Here is a 16,349-nt window from a genome sequence, read left to right on the forward strand (position 1 = left end):
AAAAATGCGTCCCAATTTATAATAGGGCGCATTTTTTGTTTGTGATATCTGGAGAAGTCAAGTTTTGAAAACTTGACTTCTCTTGTTTTAAGCCAACATTTTATCTGCGCGGAAATTATCATAGCATATAAAGCAACCCATCAAACATTATAGCTAAACAGATTAAAACTTTTTCCCTTTTAAAACTCTGATTTCTGATCCTTCTGCAAGAATTACAGAATCGGGAGTGGCAATGTTTAAGAAAGCAAAATCATCGCCATAATTAATTCCAAAATCCACATTAATTTTATAATCCTTGATGGGATATACTTGCCAGCGCGGATGTTCAACACCATATTCAGAGGTTTTATTCTCTGCGATTTTGGTATAACCCCAATAATGTTCCGTAATAAATTCTTCCTCGCTGCCAGCCAAAATATCTTCAGCCTTTGATGTAGCAGTAACCGCAAAACTATTCCAATTTCTGTTTTTCCAGGAATACGCTACTTCCAGTTGATCTTTCTGTTCAACCCAAAGGTGTTTCATGGCCAGTGTCTGATAGTTTTCTTTATAAAGGGTATTGGCTACAAAAGTGATAGCAGGTTTTGGGACAAATTCCTTAATAAATACAACGCCTCGTTTCCAAATGCCACCCTCTTTAAATTTGACGTAGAACCTCAGGTTAACTTCTTCAAAATTAGTATGAAAAGGGATATTAAAACCGCGCAATTTTACATCAACAAACATGAATCCCACTAAACTCACGTAATATTTGCCCTGCCAATCATCCAGTATGGTATGCTGGGGCAGGTATTTCGAAAGTATTTCTTTATCTACGGAATACTGTGCCAAAGCTAGTTTGCGCCATTCAGCAGTGAGAAATACTTTCGGATTATTCATATTTATAGTATGGCTTGTCTGATTCTAATCAGCTTAGTTAAAGTTTCTTCCAGCAGGTCTAAATGAAGCATATTTGCTCCATCTGATTTTGCATTTGCAGGATCAGGATGCGTTTCGATAAATAAACCATCTGCACCAACTGCAATTGCCGCTTTGGCAATGGTTGAGATCAATTCTGGTTTACCTCCGGTTACACCACTACTTTGATTGGGTTGCTGTAACGAGTGTGTACAATCCATCACTACAGGAACGCCAAAACTTTGCATCTCAGGTAATCCACGATAATCAACTATCAGGTCCTGATAACCAAAAGTATTACCTCTATCAGTTAAAATAACTTTCTCGTTCCCAGCTTCTTTTACTTTTTCTACTGCAAATTTCATTGAACCTGCAGAAAGGAATTGGCCCTTTTTCACATTTACTACTTTTCCGGTTTCTGCAGCAGCAATTAATAAATCGGTTTGGCGGCATAAAAACGCGGGGATCTGCAATACATCTACATAAGCAGCAGCCATTGCAGCCTCAGCACTTTCATGGATATCGGTAACAGTTGGAACACCAAATTCTCTACCAATCCTTTCTAAAATGCGCAAAGCTTTTTCATCGCCAATGCCTGTAAAAGAACTTCCTTTACTTCTGTTCGCCTTGCGGTACGAACCCTTAAAAATATATGGGATCTGCAGCTTATCGGTAATCGTAATGATCTTTTCAGCAATTCTCATGGCAATATCTTCGCCTTCAATAGCACATGGACCCGCCATTAAAAAGAAATTTCCTGAATCTGTATTTTTTAATTTATCTAAATAGTTTAACATAGTTGAGATGTGAGATGTGATACATAAGATATGAGAGATGAGTTTGTCTCAAATCCAGCATCTCATATCTCACATCTAATTTTTAGTTTCCTAGTTCTGACATGAATTTAATCCGCATCAATTGAATTTCTTCGCGGGTATAATCGGTTTCGCCCAATTCATTAAGCGCTTCATCTATAGAATCGCTTTCGGCTGCCCTGAAATAATCAAAAACTTCATCTTGTCTGTCATCATCAATCACTTCATCAATGAAATAGTTTAGGTTAAGTTTAGTGCCAGAGTTTACAATCGATTCTACTTCTTTCAAAATTTCTTCGTAAGTAATGCCTTTCGAATCAGCAATGTCTTCCAAACCGATCTGTCTGTCGATATTCTGAATGATCGAAACTTTCATTTGCGATTTATTGGCCTGGGTTTTAATAATCAGGTCAATAGGGCGTTCGATATCATTATCTTCGACATATTTTTTGATCAATTCGATAAAAGGCGTACCAAATTTCATCGCTTTACCTGAACCTACACCAGAAATCTGGCGAAGTTCTTCCATTGTAATCGGGTAATGTGTACACATTTCCTCTAACGATGGATCTTGAAAAACGACAAATGGCGGAACACTTTTTTGCTTCGCAATTTTTTTACGCAGTTCTTTAAGTAATGATAAAAGATGGGTATCTAAAGCTCCGGTACCATGTTTTACCTCATCATCATCATCGTCGGCACCGTTCTCTATTGGTTCATTCAGTATGAATTTAAGGCTATAAGGATTAATAATAAAATCTCTCCCTTGCTTTGTTAACTTCAATAAGCCATAATTATCAATATCCTTAAACAGGTAATTGTTTAAAACTGCCTGGCGGATAATTGATTTCCACTTCAATTCGCCTTCTTCTTTACCAATTCCAAATTCAGGAACCTTACTATGTTCGTATGCAATGGTTTGCGCCGTTTCTAAGCCTAAGAAAACGTTTAGCAAGTGTGCATCGTCGAATTTTTCTCCCGATTTCTCAATAAAATTTAATACGGTAGATAACTGGCTTTCAGCATCAAATTGTTTTTTAGGCTTTTTGCAGTTATCACACATGCAGTTACAACCTGTTTCGTTAAAGTTTTCGCCGAAATAATGAAGGATCTGCTTACGGCGGCAAACGCCAGATTCTGCATAATCGATCACTTCCTTTAATATTTGTGTGCCAATTTCTCTTTCCGAAACCGGCTTATCTTTCATAAACTTAGCCAGCTTATCTACATCTTTTTGAGAGTAGAAAGCAATGCACACGCCTTCGCCACCATCACGTCCGGCCCTGCCAGTCTCCTGGTAGTAGCCTTCCATACTTTTAGGCACATCGTGGTGAATTACAAAGCGAACATCAGGTTTGTCGATCCCCATACCAAAAGCGATAGTTGCCACAATCACCTCGGCATCTTCCATCAAAAATTTATCCTGTGTTTCAGCCCGTACTTTTGGATCTAAACCAGCATGATAAGGCAATGCACTTATTCCGTTGAGGTTTAAAGCTTCGGCCACCTCTTCCACCTTTTTACGGCTAAGGCAATAAATAATCCCCGATTTACCCGGATTAGATTTGATGTATTTAATAATCTCTTTGGTAATGTCTCTTTTAGGGCGGATTTCATAAAATAAGTTCGGCCTGTTGAACGACGATTTAAACAACGTTGCCTCCATCATTCCAAGATTCTTCATAATATCCTGTTGAACCTTGGGCGTAGCAGTCGCAGTTAGCGCAATAATTGGAATGTTATTTCCTAATCCAGCGATAACCTGTTTAATTTTACGGTATTCCGGTCTGAAATCGTGCCCCCATTCAGAGATACAATGCGCTTCATCAACAGCAACGAAAGAGATTTTAATCAGGTTTAAAAATTCAATATTGTCTTGCTTCGCCAGAGATTCGGGCGCAACATACAATAACTTAGTCTGACCACTTAAAAGATCAGATTTCACTTGAGTAATTTCAGATTTGTTTAAGGATGAATTAAGAAAGTGAGCAATACTGTCATTTCCACCGAAAGCCCTTAACTGGTCTACCTGGTTTTTCATCAATGCGATTAGTGGAGAGATCACAATTGCTGTTCCCTCGCTCATTAAAGCGGGTAACTGATAGCATATAGACTTCCCTCCGCCTGTAGGCATAATAACAAAAGTATTGTTGCCCTCTAAAATATTGGTAATGATCGACTCCTGATCACCCTTGAAATTATCAAACCCAAAGAAATTTTGTAGGTTATCAAATAACGACTTTTTCACGTCCATTTTGTGTAATAAAATATGCGATGCTATTTTTGTATCCAAAATAACATAATTTTACAAGAATTTCAAGTATTAACAAACAATTATTTTCTCTTTGAAAAGTAAAAAATCAATAATCCAATCAGCTATAAGCACATTAGAGCTTGAAGCAGCAGCCATATTAAATGTCGCTAAGAACATAAACGCTGATTTTGAAAAGGTCGTATCAAGCATCTTACATAGTAAAGGACGGGTAATTGTTACAGGAATAGGGAAAAGTGCAATCATTGCTCAAAAAATGGTGGCGACATTTAATTCAACTGGTACACCTGCTATTTTTATGCACGCTGCAGATGCTATTCATGGCGACTTGGGGATGATCCAGCTTGATGACATTGTAATTTGTCTTTCTAAAAGCGGAAACACGCCAGAAATAAAAGTGCTTACCCCCTTGTTAAAAACAGCTGGCAATCTGCTGATCGGGATGGTTGGAGAATTGAATTCTTTTTTAGCCGAGCAAGCTGATCTGGTTCTGAATACTTCTTTCGAAAAAGAAGCTTGTCCGCATAATTTGGCGCCAACTACCAGTACAACGGCTCAATTGGCATTGGGCGATGCTTTAGCGATCTGTTTATTGGAATGCCGGGATTTTAACGAATCAGATTTTGCAAAGTATCACCCAGGAGGATCCCTGGGAAAAAAATTATATTTAAAAGCCCGCGATCTTGCCCTGTCTAACGAAAAACCTGCCATACATCCATCCGCTCCGGTTAAAGATGTGTTAATAGAAATTAGTAAAAACCGTTTGGGTGCTGTTGTTGTTGTTGATAACGATGAGAACGTGCTAGGCATAATTACCGATGGTGATATCAGGAGGATGTTAGAAAATAACAGTTCTATTGCAAACCTAAAAGCCGAAGATATAATGGGCAGAACGCCAAAGAGCATACAATTTGATGCTTTAGCTGTTGATGCCTTAGCTATTATTAAACAAAATAATATCACACAATTGTTGGTTCTAGAACAAAATACTTACTTTGGCATTATCCATTTACACGATCTTTTGAATGAAGGTATCGTGTAATTTTAATTTACAAAATGAATAAAGATTATTATGCATTAATTATGGCAGGTGGCGTTGGAAGTCGCTTTTGGCCAGTAAGTAGAACAGAATATCCAAAACAGTTTATCGATTTTTTCGGTGTTGGAAAAACCCTGATTCAAAGCACTTACGAAAGATTCCTAAACATCTGTCCTCCTGAAAATATATTTATCGTTACCAACGAAATTTATTCAGATTTAATTAAAGAGCAGCTACCACAGTTAACGGATAACCAGATTTTGGCTGAGCCTTTAATGAGGAATACAGCCCCTTGTGTTGCTTATGGAAGTTTAAAAATTGCGGAGTTAAATCCTAATGCAACTATTGTGGTTGCTCCATCAGATCATACCATTGCCAATATTGATGGCTTTGTAGCCTCTATTGAGCAATCTTTAGCAGCTGCATCTAAAAATGATTGTTTAATCACATTGGGGATTAAACCAAACCGACCGGATACAGGTTATGGCTATATTCAGCATACCGATTATGTGCTCAATACAGATACCGACCTGCATAAGGTTAAAACCTTTACCGAAAAGCCAAATTTAGAATTGGCAAAATCATTTTTGCAGAGTGGCGATTTCTTGTGGAATGCCGGGATCTTTATCTGGTCGGCTAAGGCGATATTAAATGCCTTTGAGAAACACCTGCCGGATATGTATGAAATATTTAATCTCGGTAGATCTGAATTGAATACGGAAGGAGAAAAAGCCTTTATTAATAATGCGTATTTCCAATGCACCAATATTTCAATTGATTTTGGAATTATGGAAAAGGCAGAGAACGTTTATGTGCTTCCATCTGATTTCGGCTGGTCTGACTTAGGCACCTGGGCCTCTATTTATGAAATGGCCGAGAAAGATTATGTAGGTAATGCCGTTATTCCATCTGAGCAGGTAATTATGTTCGATTCATCCAATTGTATGGTAAATGTTCCAAAAGATAAACTGGTGATCCTACAGGGGCTGCACGATTACATTGTTGTAGAAAACAATAATATGCTGATGATCTGCCCAAGGGATGAAGAACAACGCGTTAAAGAATTTGTTGCAGAGGTAAAATCACGCTTCGGAAACAAGTTTATATAAAGATGGATGAGGTGAGATATAAGATGGATAATGTGTTACTATGCTACATCATCCATCTTACATTTACCATCTTACCTATAGTAGAAAGATCCTGAAACAATTACCCTTGAAGGATACCAATAGAAAGGTCGTCATCTCGACTGTAGCGCAGCGAAATGGAGAGATCTATATAGTTAGATTTCTCGACTGCGTTGCACTCCGCTCGAAATGACGGTAACTCGAGGGATTTTTACGCGTAGATTAATACTGTCATTTATATTGATTTTATGAAATAAATTAATCCTCAGGATGACGCGCCTATGGAATGTACTAATCTATATTAATTCCATCACCCCTCTTCCCTTTTACATCTTACATTATTTTACATCCTCTGTCTAACAGCTTCATATAAAATTACCCCGGCAGCTACCGAAACATTCAGCGATTCGATTTTTCCCGCCATTGGTATTTTAGCTAAATGATCCGCTACCCTTAAAAGATCATTAGAAATCCCCTCATCTTCAGAGCCCATTACAATTGCTGTAGGCATGGTATAATCCGGTGCGTAAATAAAATCGCTGGTTTTTTCGGTGCAGGCTACTATCTGCAGACCACTTTCCTGTAAAAACAAGCAGGTTTTATGAAGGTTGGCATGGCGACAAATCGGAATGCTGAATAATGCACCTGCAGAGGTTTTAATCGCATCTGCATTAATTTGTGCCGCATTTTTTAATGGAACAATTATGGCGTGAACACCAACGCAAGCAGCCGTACGTGCTATTGCACCCATATTGCGGACATCAGTAACACTATCTAAAACTAAAATTAATGGAACTTCGCCTTTTTCGAAAACGGTTGGAATGATATCTTCAATATTTTGATAAGTAATTGGAGAAATTACAGCAATCACACCCTGATGGTTTTTCTGCGACATGCGGTTCAGCTTCTCAATTGGAACTGAATTTAAAGGAATCAAAGTATCTTTTAACAGGGCTTTTAATTCTAGAAAAAGTTCCCCGCCCAAACCGCGTTGCTGGTAAATGGTTTCAATATCTCTTCCTGCTTTAACGGCTTCTATCACAGCTCTGATGCCGAATACAAACTCGTTATTCTCTTTTGCGCGTTGCGGTCTTCTAAAATTATCCATGTTTTGAAATTGTTAGGCAAAAGTATTCAAATAAAATGTTTTAGCCTTAAACAATGTGTTCCTTATTAACATTTAATTGTTTAAAAATTTTTATGACATCATAAATGCAATAAAATTCAATCTGATTATGCTTCAATTTGTTAACAAAGAGCTAGTAACTAATTCAAACAACACCATCAAAAATTGATTACTTTTGTGGAATGAGTATCGATAACGAACAAGGCGGAAAGAACAGTATGACTGCTAGAAAAAGCAGGTTAAGTAATACCATAAGTTCACAGGGAAAAATTCCCCCTCAGGCGTTAGACCTTGAGGAAGCAGTTCTTGGGGCATTAATGCTCGAAAAAGATGCACTTTCTGCTGTAATTGATGTTTTAAAACCAGAGGTTTTCTATAACATTGCCCACCAGAAAATTTTTGAAGCGATTCATATTCTATTTCAGAAATCGCGACCAGTTGATATTTTAACAGTAACGGCAGAACTGCGAACATTAGGCTCTTTAGAAATGGTTGGTGGCGCCTACTACATTACCAACTTAACCAATAGAGTTGCTTCAGCAGCGAATATTGAGTTTCATGCCCGTATTATTTCTCAGAAATATATTCAGCGTGAACTGATCAGAATCTCAACTGAAATCATTACAAATGCCTATGAAGATACGACTGATATTTTCGATCTCTTAGATCAGGCAGAAAAAGGCCTTTTTGAAATCGCCCAGAATAACCTGCGTAGAGATACACAGAAAATGGACGATATCATCAAACAATCTCTGGCTACACTTGAGGAACTCCGCACCAAAACCGATGGTTTAACCGGTGTGCCAACGGGTTTTACCGGTTTAGACAGAATTACAGGTGGTTGGCAAAAGCAGGATTTAGTAATTATTGCTGCCCGTCCGGCGATGGGAAAAACGGCCTTCGTACTAACCTGTGCGAGAAATGCCACTGTCGATTTTGCAAAACCAACGGTAGTATTCTCACTCGAGATGTCGTCGGTTCAGCTGGTGAATCGTTTAATTTCCGGAGAAGCAGAAATTGAACAGGAAAAAATCAGAAAAGGAAATTTGCAGGAATGGGAATGGCAGCAGCTGCACAGTAAAATTGGCCGTTTAACCGAAGCTCCCCTGTTAATTGATGATACCCCTGCACTAAATATTTTTGAATTCAGGGCAAAATGCAGAAGGTTAAAATCGCAATACGATATCCAATTGGTAATTGTCGATTACTTGCAGTTAATGCATGGTAAAGGCGAAGGAAAAGGCGGTGGTAACCGTGAGCAGGAAATTGGTAGTATTTCGAGAGCGCTAAAATCGGTTGCTAAGGAACTAGATGTACCGGTACTGGCCCTATCACAATTAAGTCGTGCGGTAGAGAGCAGACCAGGTTTACAAGGAAAACGGCCAATGTTATCCGATTTACGTGAGTCGGGTTCAATTGAGCAGGATGCGGATATGGTATTATTCTTGTACCGCCCTGAATATTATGGTATTACCGAAGATGAGCAAGGCAGGTCACAAGCAGGTATTGGTGAGGTTATCATTGCAAAACACCGTAACGGTGAGACCGGAATTGTACCACTTAAATTCATTGGTAAATTTGTGAAGTTTACGGATCTGGAAGATGATTTTAATGCTCCGCCAAATTCATTTGCTGCTGATCCGTCTGCCGGAATGTACCCGTCTCAGGATTTCGAAAAGCAAAGCAATGTCATTATCCGTCCTTCAAAAATGGATGATTATAACGATGATGATCCACCTTTTTAGGAATAAGTTATCTGACTGCTGTTTGCAATAAACTTATTTCATTTTTATCATAAGGTTTTAGCTTTTCTACCATTCAACAATCTACTATGGGGCAGATTCCAATACAAGAGTCGTCATCTCGACTGGAGTGCAACGGAATGGAGAGATCTTTGAAACAAACTATTGAAATCGAATTTAAAGATTTCTCCACTACGGTCGAAATGACGATACTTCGAGGCCAAATCATCGGCACTTGCCCTAAAAACTAACCTCGTAGCACGAAGCCCAACCAATCTAAACCCGATAAAACGAATGCTCCCGATTCTTCATCGGAGCAGCAGTGATAGCGGGACAACATTAACCTACGGTGCACCGCAATTGCTTTCCAGGTTCTAACTCTTTTTTATAAGCCCAATAGCAATCTGTTAACTAGTATGGGTATTAAAATAAATATCCAACCAGGATTCCAGCCAGTACAATTAATGGCGGACTTATTTTAGTGAAATTAAGCAGCAAAAACGTGGCAAGCATTATCCCTAAAAATAGCCAATTAAACCCCATTGGTATTAACAGCAACACAAAAGCTGCGATAATAAAACCAACACTAACGGCATTAATTCCGGAAAGGCTATGACGGATTCTGGAGATCTTTTTTAAATCATCCCAGAAGGGTACAATAAATAAAACGAGGATAAGTCCAGGTAAGTTAATGCCGATCACCCCAATTAATCCTCCTAAAATCTGTCCCCATAATCCGTATCCAAAATTCTTCATGCTTAATGCACCTAAGTAACTGGTAAAGGAAAATGTTGGACCAGGTAATGCCTGCTGTAATGCGAAACCCGACAAGAATCCAGATGAAGGCAAATAATGTTTCATCTCTACAAACTCAGTAAACATTAAAGGCACAAGCACCTGTCCACCGCCAAAAACCAATATTCCGTTACGGTAAAAGTTTTCGAGCAAACGAATCGGTAAACTAAATGGTGAAGTTCTGTTTATAATTGCGCCTACTAACGCGAACAAAAGCAAAGCGCCTAAAAAGTAAATTAGTTTCCTGGGATTGATATTTGAAAAAAGTTTAACCCTTAACTCGGTTTCCTCTTTTGGCGTTTCAATAGCGGAAGAAATCATTCCGCCGATCAATATGGATAATGGAAACACGTAAGCATTTCTTAAAACTAGTGTGGCAATAACCGAAGCAATAGCCAGGAATATTGAAACCTGGGAGGATAAAACTTTTCTGCCCAGTTTCCAGGCTCCATAAGCTACTATCCCAAGTGCAATTGGCTGGATGTATTCCAGAATATCATTAAACTTTTGTTTTTGATCGAGCAAAGCATAACTAATTGCTGCAAACGTCATGATTGTTGCAGTTGGCAATATCCAGATCAGGAAAGTAATGATGGCCAGTTTAAGTTTTCCAACCTTCCAGGCTATCCCAACAAGGGTTTGCGTTGATGCTGGTCCGGGGAGTACCTGTGCCAGTGCATTTAATTCTAATAGCTCTTCTTCTGAGATAAACTTTGTGCTCTGTACAAAGTATTTAAGCAGCAAAGCCAGGTGTGCCTGTGCGCCTCCAAAAGAAGTGAATGTAAAAAAGATTACGTTCCTGATAAATAACCACTGCTTTTTTGCAGCTATAGGTTTTGTTTGCATTAGTTCAAAACTAAAAGCCCCTTTAGGGGTTTGGGGTTAATCATCTTCATAATCTAATCCGGCAGCTGTATTATAAGCACCCTGTAATTCTGAAAAGGCATGCATATCTCTTTTATTTCGGGCTACTTGCATCCCCTTCTGATAAATTTCGATTGCTTTCTCTTTTTGATCATCTTTTTCCAATAACTTACCTAAATGATAGTAAGTACCTACATAATCAGGATGTTTATCAGTTAACTGAAGGTAAAAAGAATAGGCTTTTTCTTTGTCATTTTGAGCGTTATACTCTGTGGCTAAGGCATATAGTATAAACGGATCGTTAGGATCGCTTTCTAAAAATTCTAATAACTTGCTTAAACGGGTGGATGACATTTTATTTCCTTGCTTTTTTAATTAAATTTGCAGAAAGACCTTATATAATAATGATATCATATATGAACTGATCAGCAGCTAAACAATTTTAGTTCCAGAACGTTCATAGCAATAAAAACCACTATTAACATATGAAAATATTAGTTTGTATCAGTAACGTGCCAGACACGACGACAAAAATAACTTTTACTAATGATAATACCGAATTCAATACGGCGGGAGTGCAATATATTGTTAATCCATACGATGAAATCGCTTTATCACGTGCAATTGAGTTAACCGAAGGTGGAAAAGGAACCGTAACTGCGATCAATGTTGGCGAAGCAGCTAACGATCCAACCATCAGGAAAGCACTGGCCATTGGTGCCGATGATGCAGTTAGGGTAAATGCAGCGCCAAGAGATGCTTATTTCGTAGCTAAACAGATTGCAGAATATGCAAAGGACAAAGATTTTGATCTGATTTTAACAGGTCGCGAATCTATCGATTATAACGGTAATCAGGTTGCTGCTATGGTTGGCGAATTTTTAGACATCCCTTCAATATCAATTATTAAAAAATTAACTCTTGATGGCGATACAGCAACAATTGAAAGGGAGATTGAAGGTGGTAAAGAAGTTTTAACCGTTTCCGGTAAGTTTATTGCAAGTTGCGCTGAAGGTGTTGCAGAACCTAAAATCCCGACTATGCGTGGTATCATGAGTGCCAGAACTAAACCATTGACTGTGGTGGATGCTGTTGCAACTGAAGAAGTAGCCAAAGTAACCAGATATGAAACTCCTGCTCCTCGTGGAACGGTAAAATTAATTCCTGCGGATCAAACAGAATCTTTAATTAGCTTACTTCACAGCGAAGCTAAGGTAATCTAACCAGTAAGGCAGTTAGCAATTTCCAGTTGCCTGGTATTGCAGCGTTAATAAATAATAATTAATTATAAAAAATAGCCCCTTTAGGGGATTAAGGGTAAATATATGTCAGTATTAGTATATGTAGAACAAGCTGAGGGAAAATTTAAGAAATCTGTTTTTGAAGCCGTTTCTTATGCCAAAGCCATTGCCGATCAACAATCAACTCATTTAACCGCAATTTCTATTGGCGACGTAGCCGAAGGTGAATTAAAGGAATTAGGTAAATATGGTGCATCAAAAGTATTAAATGTAAATGCTGATCAATTAAAAACCTTTGTAAATCAAGCTTATGCAAGCGTTATTGCTGCTGCAGCAGAAAAAGAAGGTGCCGATATTATCGTTTTATCTAACTCTTTCTCTGGCAAAGGTTTGGCGCCACGTATTGCAGTAAAACTTAAAGCAGGTTTAGCTGATGGTGCAGTAGAATTACCAAGTACTGATGGTAAATTCTCGGTTAAGAAAACAGCTTTCTCAGGCAAAGCATTCGCCATTACCGAATTAACATCGGCTAATAAAGTAATCGCTTTAAATCCAAATGCATTTGGCGTTAAAGAAAATGCTACAGATGCTGTAATAGAAGCGTTCAGTGCGGATGTTAAACAATCAGATTTAGGAACTGTTATTAAAGAGATTGTAAGGGCAACCGATAAGGTTTCGCTACCTGATGCAGAATTAGTGGTTTCGGCTGGCAGAGGTTTAAAAGGACCAGAAAACTGGGGTATGATTGAAGAACTAGCTGGTTTACTAGGTGCGGCTACTGCATGTTCTAAACCGGTATCGGATGCAGACTGGAGACCACACTCAGAACACGTTGGTCAAACCGGGATTGCGATTAGCCCTAACCTTTATATCGCTATTGGTATTTCAGGTGCGATCCAGCATTTGGCGGGGGTTAGTTCATCAAAAGTGATTGTTGTAATCAACAAGGATCCTGAAGCTCCTTTCTTCAAAGTGGCTGATTATGGTATTGTTGGTGATGCTTTTGAGGTTGTACCAAAATTAATTGAAGCATTAAAAGCACATAAAGGATAATATCTTATAGACCTTATAGGTTTTAATAACCTATAAGGTCTTACCATAAATATGAAAAAAGTTAAATTAGATATTGTAGGTTTATCTTACAGCCAGACTCAATCTGGTGCTTATGCCCTTGTTTTAGGAGAAGTAAATGGACGCCGCCGCCTACCGATTATTATTGGTGCATTTGAAGCGCAGGCCATTGCCATAGAAATTGAGAAAATGACTCCTAGTAGGCCATTAACACATGATTTATTCAAATCAATGGCTGATACTTTTCATATTAATATCAAGGAAATTATTATCTACAATCTGGTTGATGGTGTTTTTTATGCAAAGTTAATCTGTAGCGACGGTAAAAACACACATGAAGTTGACGCCAGGACATCTGATGCTATTGCTTTGGCCGTTCGGTTTAATGCCATGATTTACACTTACGAATTTATTCTGGCTTCTGCCGGAATCGTGATAGAAGGTAATGACTTTCTTTTTCTTGAAAATATGGATTCTATTGCTAAAGAACCAGAAGCCGATAGCATGCCAACCTCAACCCAGCAACAGGGTTTTGGCGATTTTACATTAGAAGAACTTCAACAAAAATTACAGGAAGCAATTGCCGAAGAAGCCTATGAAAAGGCCGCAAGGTTAAGAGATGAATTGAATAAACGTGGAACATCTTAGTTTTGGTGGATCTAAAACGTTTATTCGCTCAAAATTTGTCGGAATCTTTTTCTCAATTACCCTCCATAAAAGCTAAATTCTAAAATGAGCCGGATTATTTTAAATAATTTAGGTTCATTTTGGATTATCATTCAAAATAGTTCTATATTCAGCTTTTACTTTCAATCATTCAAACTAAATTATTATTATGAATGTTAAGTTTCGCTTAACTATAATGAGTTTCATGCAATTCTTTGTATGGGCTGCCTGGTTAATTACAATTGCAAATTATTGGTTTGGAACCAAACAATGGGACGGCGCAGATTTTGGAATCATTTTTTCTACTATGGGCATCGCCTCGCTGTTTATGCCTACCCTAACCGGAATTTTAGCCGATAAATGGATTAACGCAGAAAAACTTTATGCGATTTTGCATCTTCTTTATGCAGCAACCATGTTTTACCTGCCGCAGGTGAATGATCCGCATACTTTTTTTTGGGTAATATTGGTAGCCATGTGTTTTTACATGCCAACCATAGCGCTGAGCAATTCGATAAGTTACACCACCTTAAAAAATGGAAATTTCGATGTAATAAAAGACTTTCCACCCATCAGGGTTTGGGGTACCATTGGTTTTATTGCTGCCATGTGGATTACCAATTTAACGGGTAACAAGGCAAGTGCCAACCAATTCTATATTGCAGGTATAAGTGCCTTATTGTTGGGTGTATACTCTTTTACGTTACCTGCTTGTAAACCTTTAAACTTAATCAGCGATAAAAAGACATTTACACAGAAACTCGGGCTCGAATCTTTTAAGCTTTTTACCGATTACAAAATGGCATTGTTTTTTATCTTCTCTATGTTTTTAGGAGCAGCATTGCAACTTACAAATGCTTATGGTGATGTTTTTCTTGATGAATTTAAATTATTTCCCGTTTTTGCAGAGTCATTTGTAATTAAATATTCTACCATCATTTTATCGATCTCTCAAATATCTGAAACACTGTTTATCCTGGCCATCCCTTTCTTTTTGAAAAGATTTGGTATTAAATGGGTAATTGCAATTGCCATGTTTGCCTGGGTACTGCGTTTTGGTTTATTTGCCTATGGCGATCCGTCAATCAACCTCTGGATGATCATTACTTCATGTATCGTTTACGGAATGGCATTCGATTTCTTTAACATATCAGGATCACTGTTTGTAGAAACATCAACTGCTCCAAAAATCCGTTCTTCTGCACAGGGTTTATTTATGATGATGACTAATGGCTTTGGCGCCGTCTTTGGCAGTTTGGTTTCAGGTTGGATGATTAGCCGCTTCTTTACCACTTACTACCATACCATTGGTTCGCTCTCGAAATATGTTAAAAGTGAGCAAGACAATGTACACTTGCTTAAATTTCTTAAAAATAAAGGAATTGATGTATTGCCTAACGGAGATCTGAGCAGAGACCTTGATGTAAAGGACTGGCATAACATCTGGTTAACTTTTACCATTTACGTACTTGTTATTGCTGTCGTTTTTGTGGTGATATTTAAACACAAACATACCCGGGCAGAAGTAGAAGCCATTAACCATTTATAATTTCAATTTATCCAATGTCAGCTGGTAAGTATAGAAAAGAACACAACTGCCTAAACTGTGGCGCTCATGTTGAAAAACATTATTGCAGTGATTGCGGTCAGCCAAATTTAGAATTAAAAGAAAGTTTCTGGGCTTTTATCAGCCACAGTATTGCACATTACTTTCATTTCGACAATAAATTCTTTCAAACCCTCTCTCCTCTTTTAACAAAACCAGGAAAGGTTACGCTCGATTATTTGGCAGGTAAAAGAGCTCGGTACATTAATCCGGTAAGCATGTATATCTTCGTATCCATCGTATATTTTTTGGTGGTCTATTCACCAAAACACGTTGAAAAGCACCCCGATAATGGACATATTGAGATTGAAAAGAAAAAGGATAAAAATGTTACTGACAGTGTAAATAAGGCACTAAAGCTTACAGGTATATCTAAAGAAATTGCAAACAAAGCTACAAGATCGATTAACGAAGCAATCAAGAAGAAAGAATTTGTAAAACTTGGTTTTGCTGATCAGGAGAAAGAATTGAATAGACTTAATGCAGAAAATGCTAAACTAAAGTCTGATTCTCTTGCTGATATGATCGAAGGATATAATGAGATTCATATTGAGCGAAACGATAGTACTTATGCTGCCTACTTATCGCGTCAGAAAAAGCTGCCCGTTGCAGAACAGGACAGTTGGTATAAAAAATTGATTAAAAAAAGGGCAATTACCATCGGAGAGAAATCGGAAGTGATCCAGGAAACTTTAGAGCATAACCGCCCAAAACAGTACTTTTTGCTGATGCCTTTACTGGCCTGGTTTATTATGCTCAATTTCAGGAAAAACCATATCTATTATCTAAACCATCTCATTTTTACCATCCATGGGATGATGGTTTACTTTATCATCTCCATTGTTACCCAACCAATTATTAAACATGTTTTTGGGGAAGATGCCTGGATTAGTAAAATTATTGAATTGGGTGTTATAATATATATATTATGGTATATGTTTCAGGCACTTACCATCTTTTATCAGCGAAAAACCTGGAGCACCATTTTTAAAATACTTTGGATTTTAATTCTTTATGCCGTTGCGCTTAAAATATCCGAACTGGTAATGATCAACCTGATTTATTACGTGGCTACTTAAATTACGTTG

The 16,349-nt window shown here is 37.9% G+C and carries 14 protein-coding genes; 8 read left to right on the top strand and 6 right to left on the bottom strand.

What is annotated here, in order from left to right:
- Window positions 1-162: 162 nt before the first annotated feature.
- From ACUN24_RS18325 to recQ, 3 genes are all read right to left on the bottom strand, one after another.
- A complete protein-coding gene (locus ACUN24_RS18325) occupies window positions 163-879 on the bottom strand; it encodes a YqjF family protein (protein WP_445563815.1) in 717 nt (238 codons plus the stop codon).
- Between the two features lie 2 nt (window positions 880-881).
- A complete protein-coding gene (gene kdsA, locus ACUN24_RS18330; protein WP_445563816.1) occupies window positions 882-1,694 on the bottom strand; it encodes a 3-deoxy-8-phosphooctulonate synthase in 813 nt (270 codons plus the stop codon).
- An 82-nt stretch (window positions 1,695-1,776) separates the two neighbouring features.
- Entirely contained in the window at window positions 1,777-3,966 is a 2,190-nt protein-coding gene (gene recQ, locus ACUN24_RS18335; RefSeq protein WP_445565147.1) for a DNA helicase RecQ, read from the bottom strand.
- Window positions 3,967-4,057: 91 nt separating this feature from the next.
- On the opposite strand from recQ, the gene ACUN24_RS18340 reads away from it, so the two are divergent.
- A complete protein-coding gene (locus tag ACUN24_RS18340) occupies window positions 4,058-5,026 on the top strand; it encodes a KpsF/GutQ family sugar-phosphate isomerase (RefSeq protein ID WP_445563817.1) in 969 nt (322 codons plus the stop codon).
- 14 nt (window positions 5,027-5,040) lie between these two features.
- Window positions 5,041-6,132 carry a mannose-1-phosphate guanylyltransferase gene (locus ACUN24_RS18345; RefSeq protein ID WP_445563818.1) on the top strand — a complete coding sequence of 364 codons (1,092 nt, stop codon included), beginning with the start codon at window positions 5,041-5,043 and terminating at the stop codon, window positions 6,130-6,132.
- 361 nt (window positions 6,133-6,493) lie between these two features.
- On the opposite strand, the gene rlmB is transcribed toward ACUN24_RS18345, so the two are convergent.
- The gene (rlmB, locus tag ACUN24_RS18350) at window positions 6,494-7,258 is read right to left on the bottom strand and encodes a 23S rRNA (guanosine(2251)-2'-O)-methyltransferase RlmB (protein ID WP_445563819.1); all 765 of its coding nucleotides are present in this window, start codon (window positions 7,256-7,258) and stop codon (window positions 6,494-6,496) included.
- A 200-nt stretch (window positions 7,259-7,458) separates the two neighbouring features.
- On the opposite strand from rlmB, the gene dnaB reads away from it, so the two are divergent.
- Window positions 7,459-9,021 (top strand): replicative DNA helicase, encoded by a 1,563-nt coding sequence (gene dnaB, locus ACUN24_RS18355; RefSeq protein ID WP_121287886.1) that lies wholly within the window; start codon window positions 7,459-7,461, stop codon window positions 9,019-9,021.
- Between the two features lie 420 nt (window positions 9,022-9,441).
- Here the strand turns inward: dnaB and chrA are convergent, their stop codons facing one another.
- Together chrA and ACUN24_RS18365 are read right to left on the bottom strand one after the other, a co-directional pair.
- Window positions 9,442-10,659, bottom strand: coding sequence for a chromate efflux transporter (gene chrA, locus ACUN24_RS18360; protein WP_445563820.1), 1,218 nt, complete (start codon window positions 10,657-10,659; stop codon window positions 9,442-9,444).
- A 36-nt stretch (window positions 10,660-10,695) separates the two neighbouring features.
- Window positions 10,696-11,031 carry a tetratricopeptide repeat protein gene (locus ACUN24_RS18365; protein WP_090979096.1) on the bottom strand — a complete coding sequence of 112 codons (336 nt, stop codon included), beginning with the start codon at window positions 11,029-11,031 and terminating at the stop codon, window positions 10,696-10,698.
- Window positions 11,032-11,162: 131 nt separating this feature from the next.
- Between ACUN24_RS18365 and ACUN24_RS18370 the strand changes: the two genes are divergently transcribed.
- The 5 genes from ACUN24_RS18370 to ACUN24_RS18390 all read left to right on the top strand — a co-directional run bounded on the left by ACUN24_RS18370 (window position 11,163) and on the right by ACUN24_RS18390 (window position 16,340).
- On the top strand, window positions 11,163-11,900 hold the full coding sequence (locus tag ACUN24_RS18370) for an electron transfer flavoprotein subunit beta/FixA family protein (protein WP_219078272.1): 738 nt from the start codon (window positions 11,163-11,165) through the stop codon (window positions 11,898-11,900).
- Window positions 11,901-12,002: 102 nt separating this feature from the next.
- The gene (locus tag ACUN24_RS18375; protein WP_193424614.1) at window positions 12,003-12,971 is read left to right on the top strand and encodes an electron transfer flavoprotein subunit alpha/FixB family protein; all 969 of its coding nucleotides are present in this window, start codon (window positions 12,003-12,005) and stop codon (window positions 12,969-12,971) included.
- Window positions 12,972-13,022: 51 nt separating this feature from the next.
- Entirely contained in the window at window positions 13,023-13,637 is a 615-nt protein-coding gene (locus ACUN24_RS18380) for a bifunctional nuclease family protein (protein WP_121287882.1), read from the top strand.
- Between the two features lie 187 nt (window positions 13,638-13,824).
- A complete protein-coding gene (locus tag ACUN24_RS18385) occupies window positions 13,825-15,204 on the top strand; it encodes a nucleoside permease (protein ID WP_445563821.1) in 1,380 nt (459 codons plus the stop codon).
- A 14-nt stretch (window positions 15,205-15,218) separates the two neighbouring features.
- Window positions 15,219-16,340 carry a DUF3667 domain-containing protein gene (locus tag ACUN24_RS18390; protein WP_445563822.1) on the top strand — a complete coding sequence of 374 codons (1,122 nt, stop codon included), beginning with the start codon at window positions 15,219-15,221 and terminating at the stop codon, window positions 16,338-16,340.
- Window positions 16,341-16,349 lie beyond the last annotated feature (9 nt).

The sequence above is a fragment of the Pedobacter sp. WC2501 genome, assembly GCF_052682415.1.

Coding starts and splice junctions, on each gene's coding strand:
- ACUN24_RS18345 (WP_445563818.1), top strand. CDS start 5,041: ATGAATAAAGATTATTATGCATTAATTATGGCAGGTGGCGTTGGAAGT.
- kdsA (WP_445563816.1), bottom strand. CDS start 1,694: ATGTTAAACTATTTAGATAAATTAAAAAATACAGATTCAGGAAATTTC.
- dnaB (WP_121287886.1), top strand. CDS start 7,459: ATGAGTATCGATAACGAACAAGGCGGAAAGAACAGTATGACTGCTAGA.
- ACUN24_RS18375 (WP_193424614.1), top strand. CDS start 12,003: ATGTCAGTATTAGTATATGTAGAACAAGCTGAGGGAAAATTTAAGAAA.
- recQ (WP_445565147.1), bottom strand. CDS start 3,966: ATGGACGTGAAAAAGTCGTTATTTGATAACCTACAAAATTTCTTTGGG.
- ACUN24_RS18365 (WP_090979096.1), bottom strand. CDS start 11,031: ATGTCATCCACCCGTTTAAGCAAGTTATTAGAATTTTTAGAAAGCGAT.
- ACUN24_RS18385 (WP_445563821.1), top strand. CDS start 13,825: ATGAATGTTAAGTTTCGCTTAACTATAATGAGTTTCATGCAATTCTTT.
- ACUN24_RS18380 (WP_121287882.1), top strand. CDS start 13,023: ATGAAAAAAGTTAAATTAGATATTGTAGGTTTATCTTACAGCCAGACT.
- rlmB (WP_445563819.1), bottom strand. CDS start 7,258: ATGGATAATTTTAGAAGACCGCAACGCGCAAAAGAGAATAACGAGTTT.
- ACUN24_RS18325 (WP_445563815.1), bottom strand. CDS start 879: ATGAATAATCCGAAAGTATTTCTCACTGCTGAATGGCGCAAACTAGCT.
- chrA (WP_445563820.1), bottom strand. CDS start 10,659: ATGCAAACAAAACCTATAGCTGCAAAAAAGCAGTGGTTATTTATCAGG.
- ACUN24_RS18390 (WP_445563822.1), top strand. CDS start 15,219: ATGTCAGCTGGTAAGTATAGAAAAGAACACAACTGCCTAAACTGTGGC.
- ACUN24_RS18370 (WP_219078272.1), top strand. CDS start 11,163: ATGAAAATATTAGTTTGTATCAGTAACGTGCCAGACACGACGACAAAA.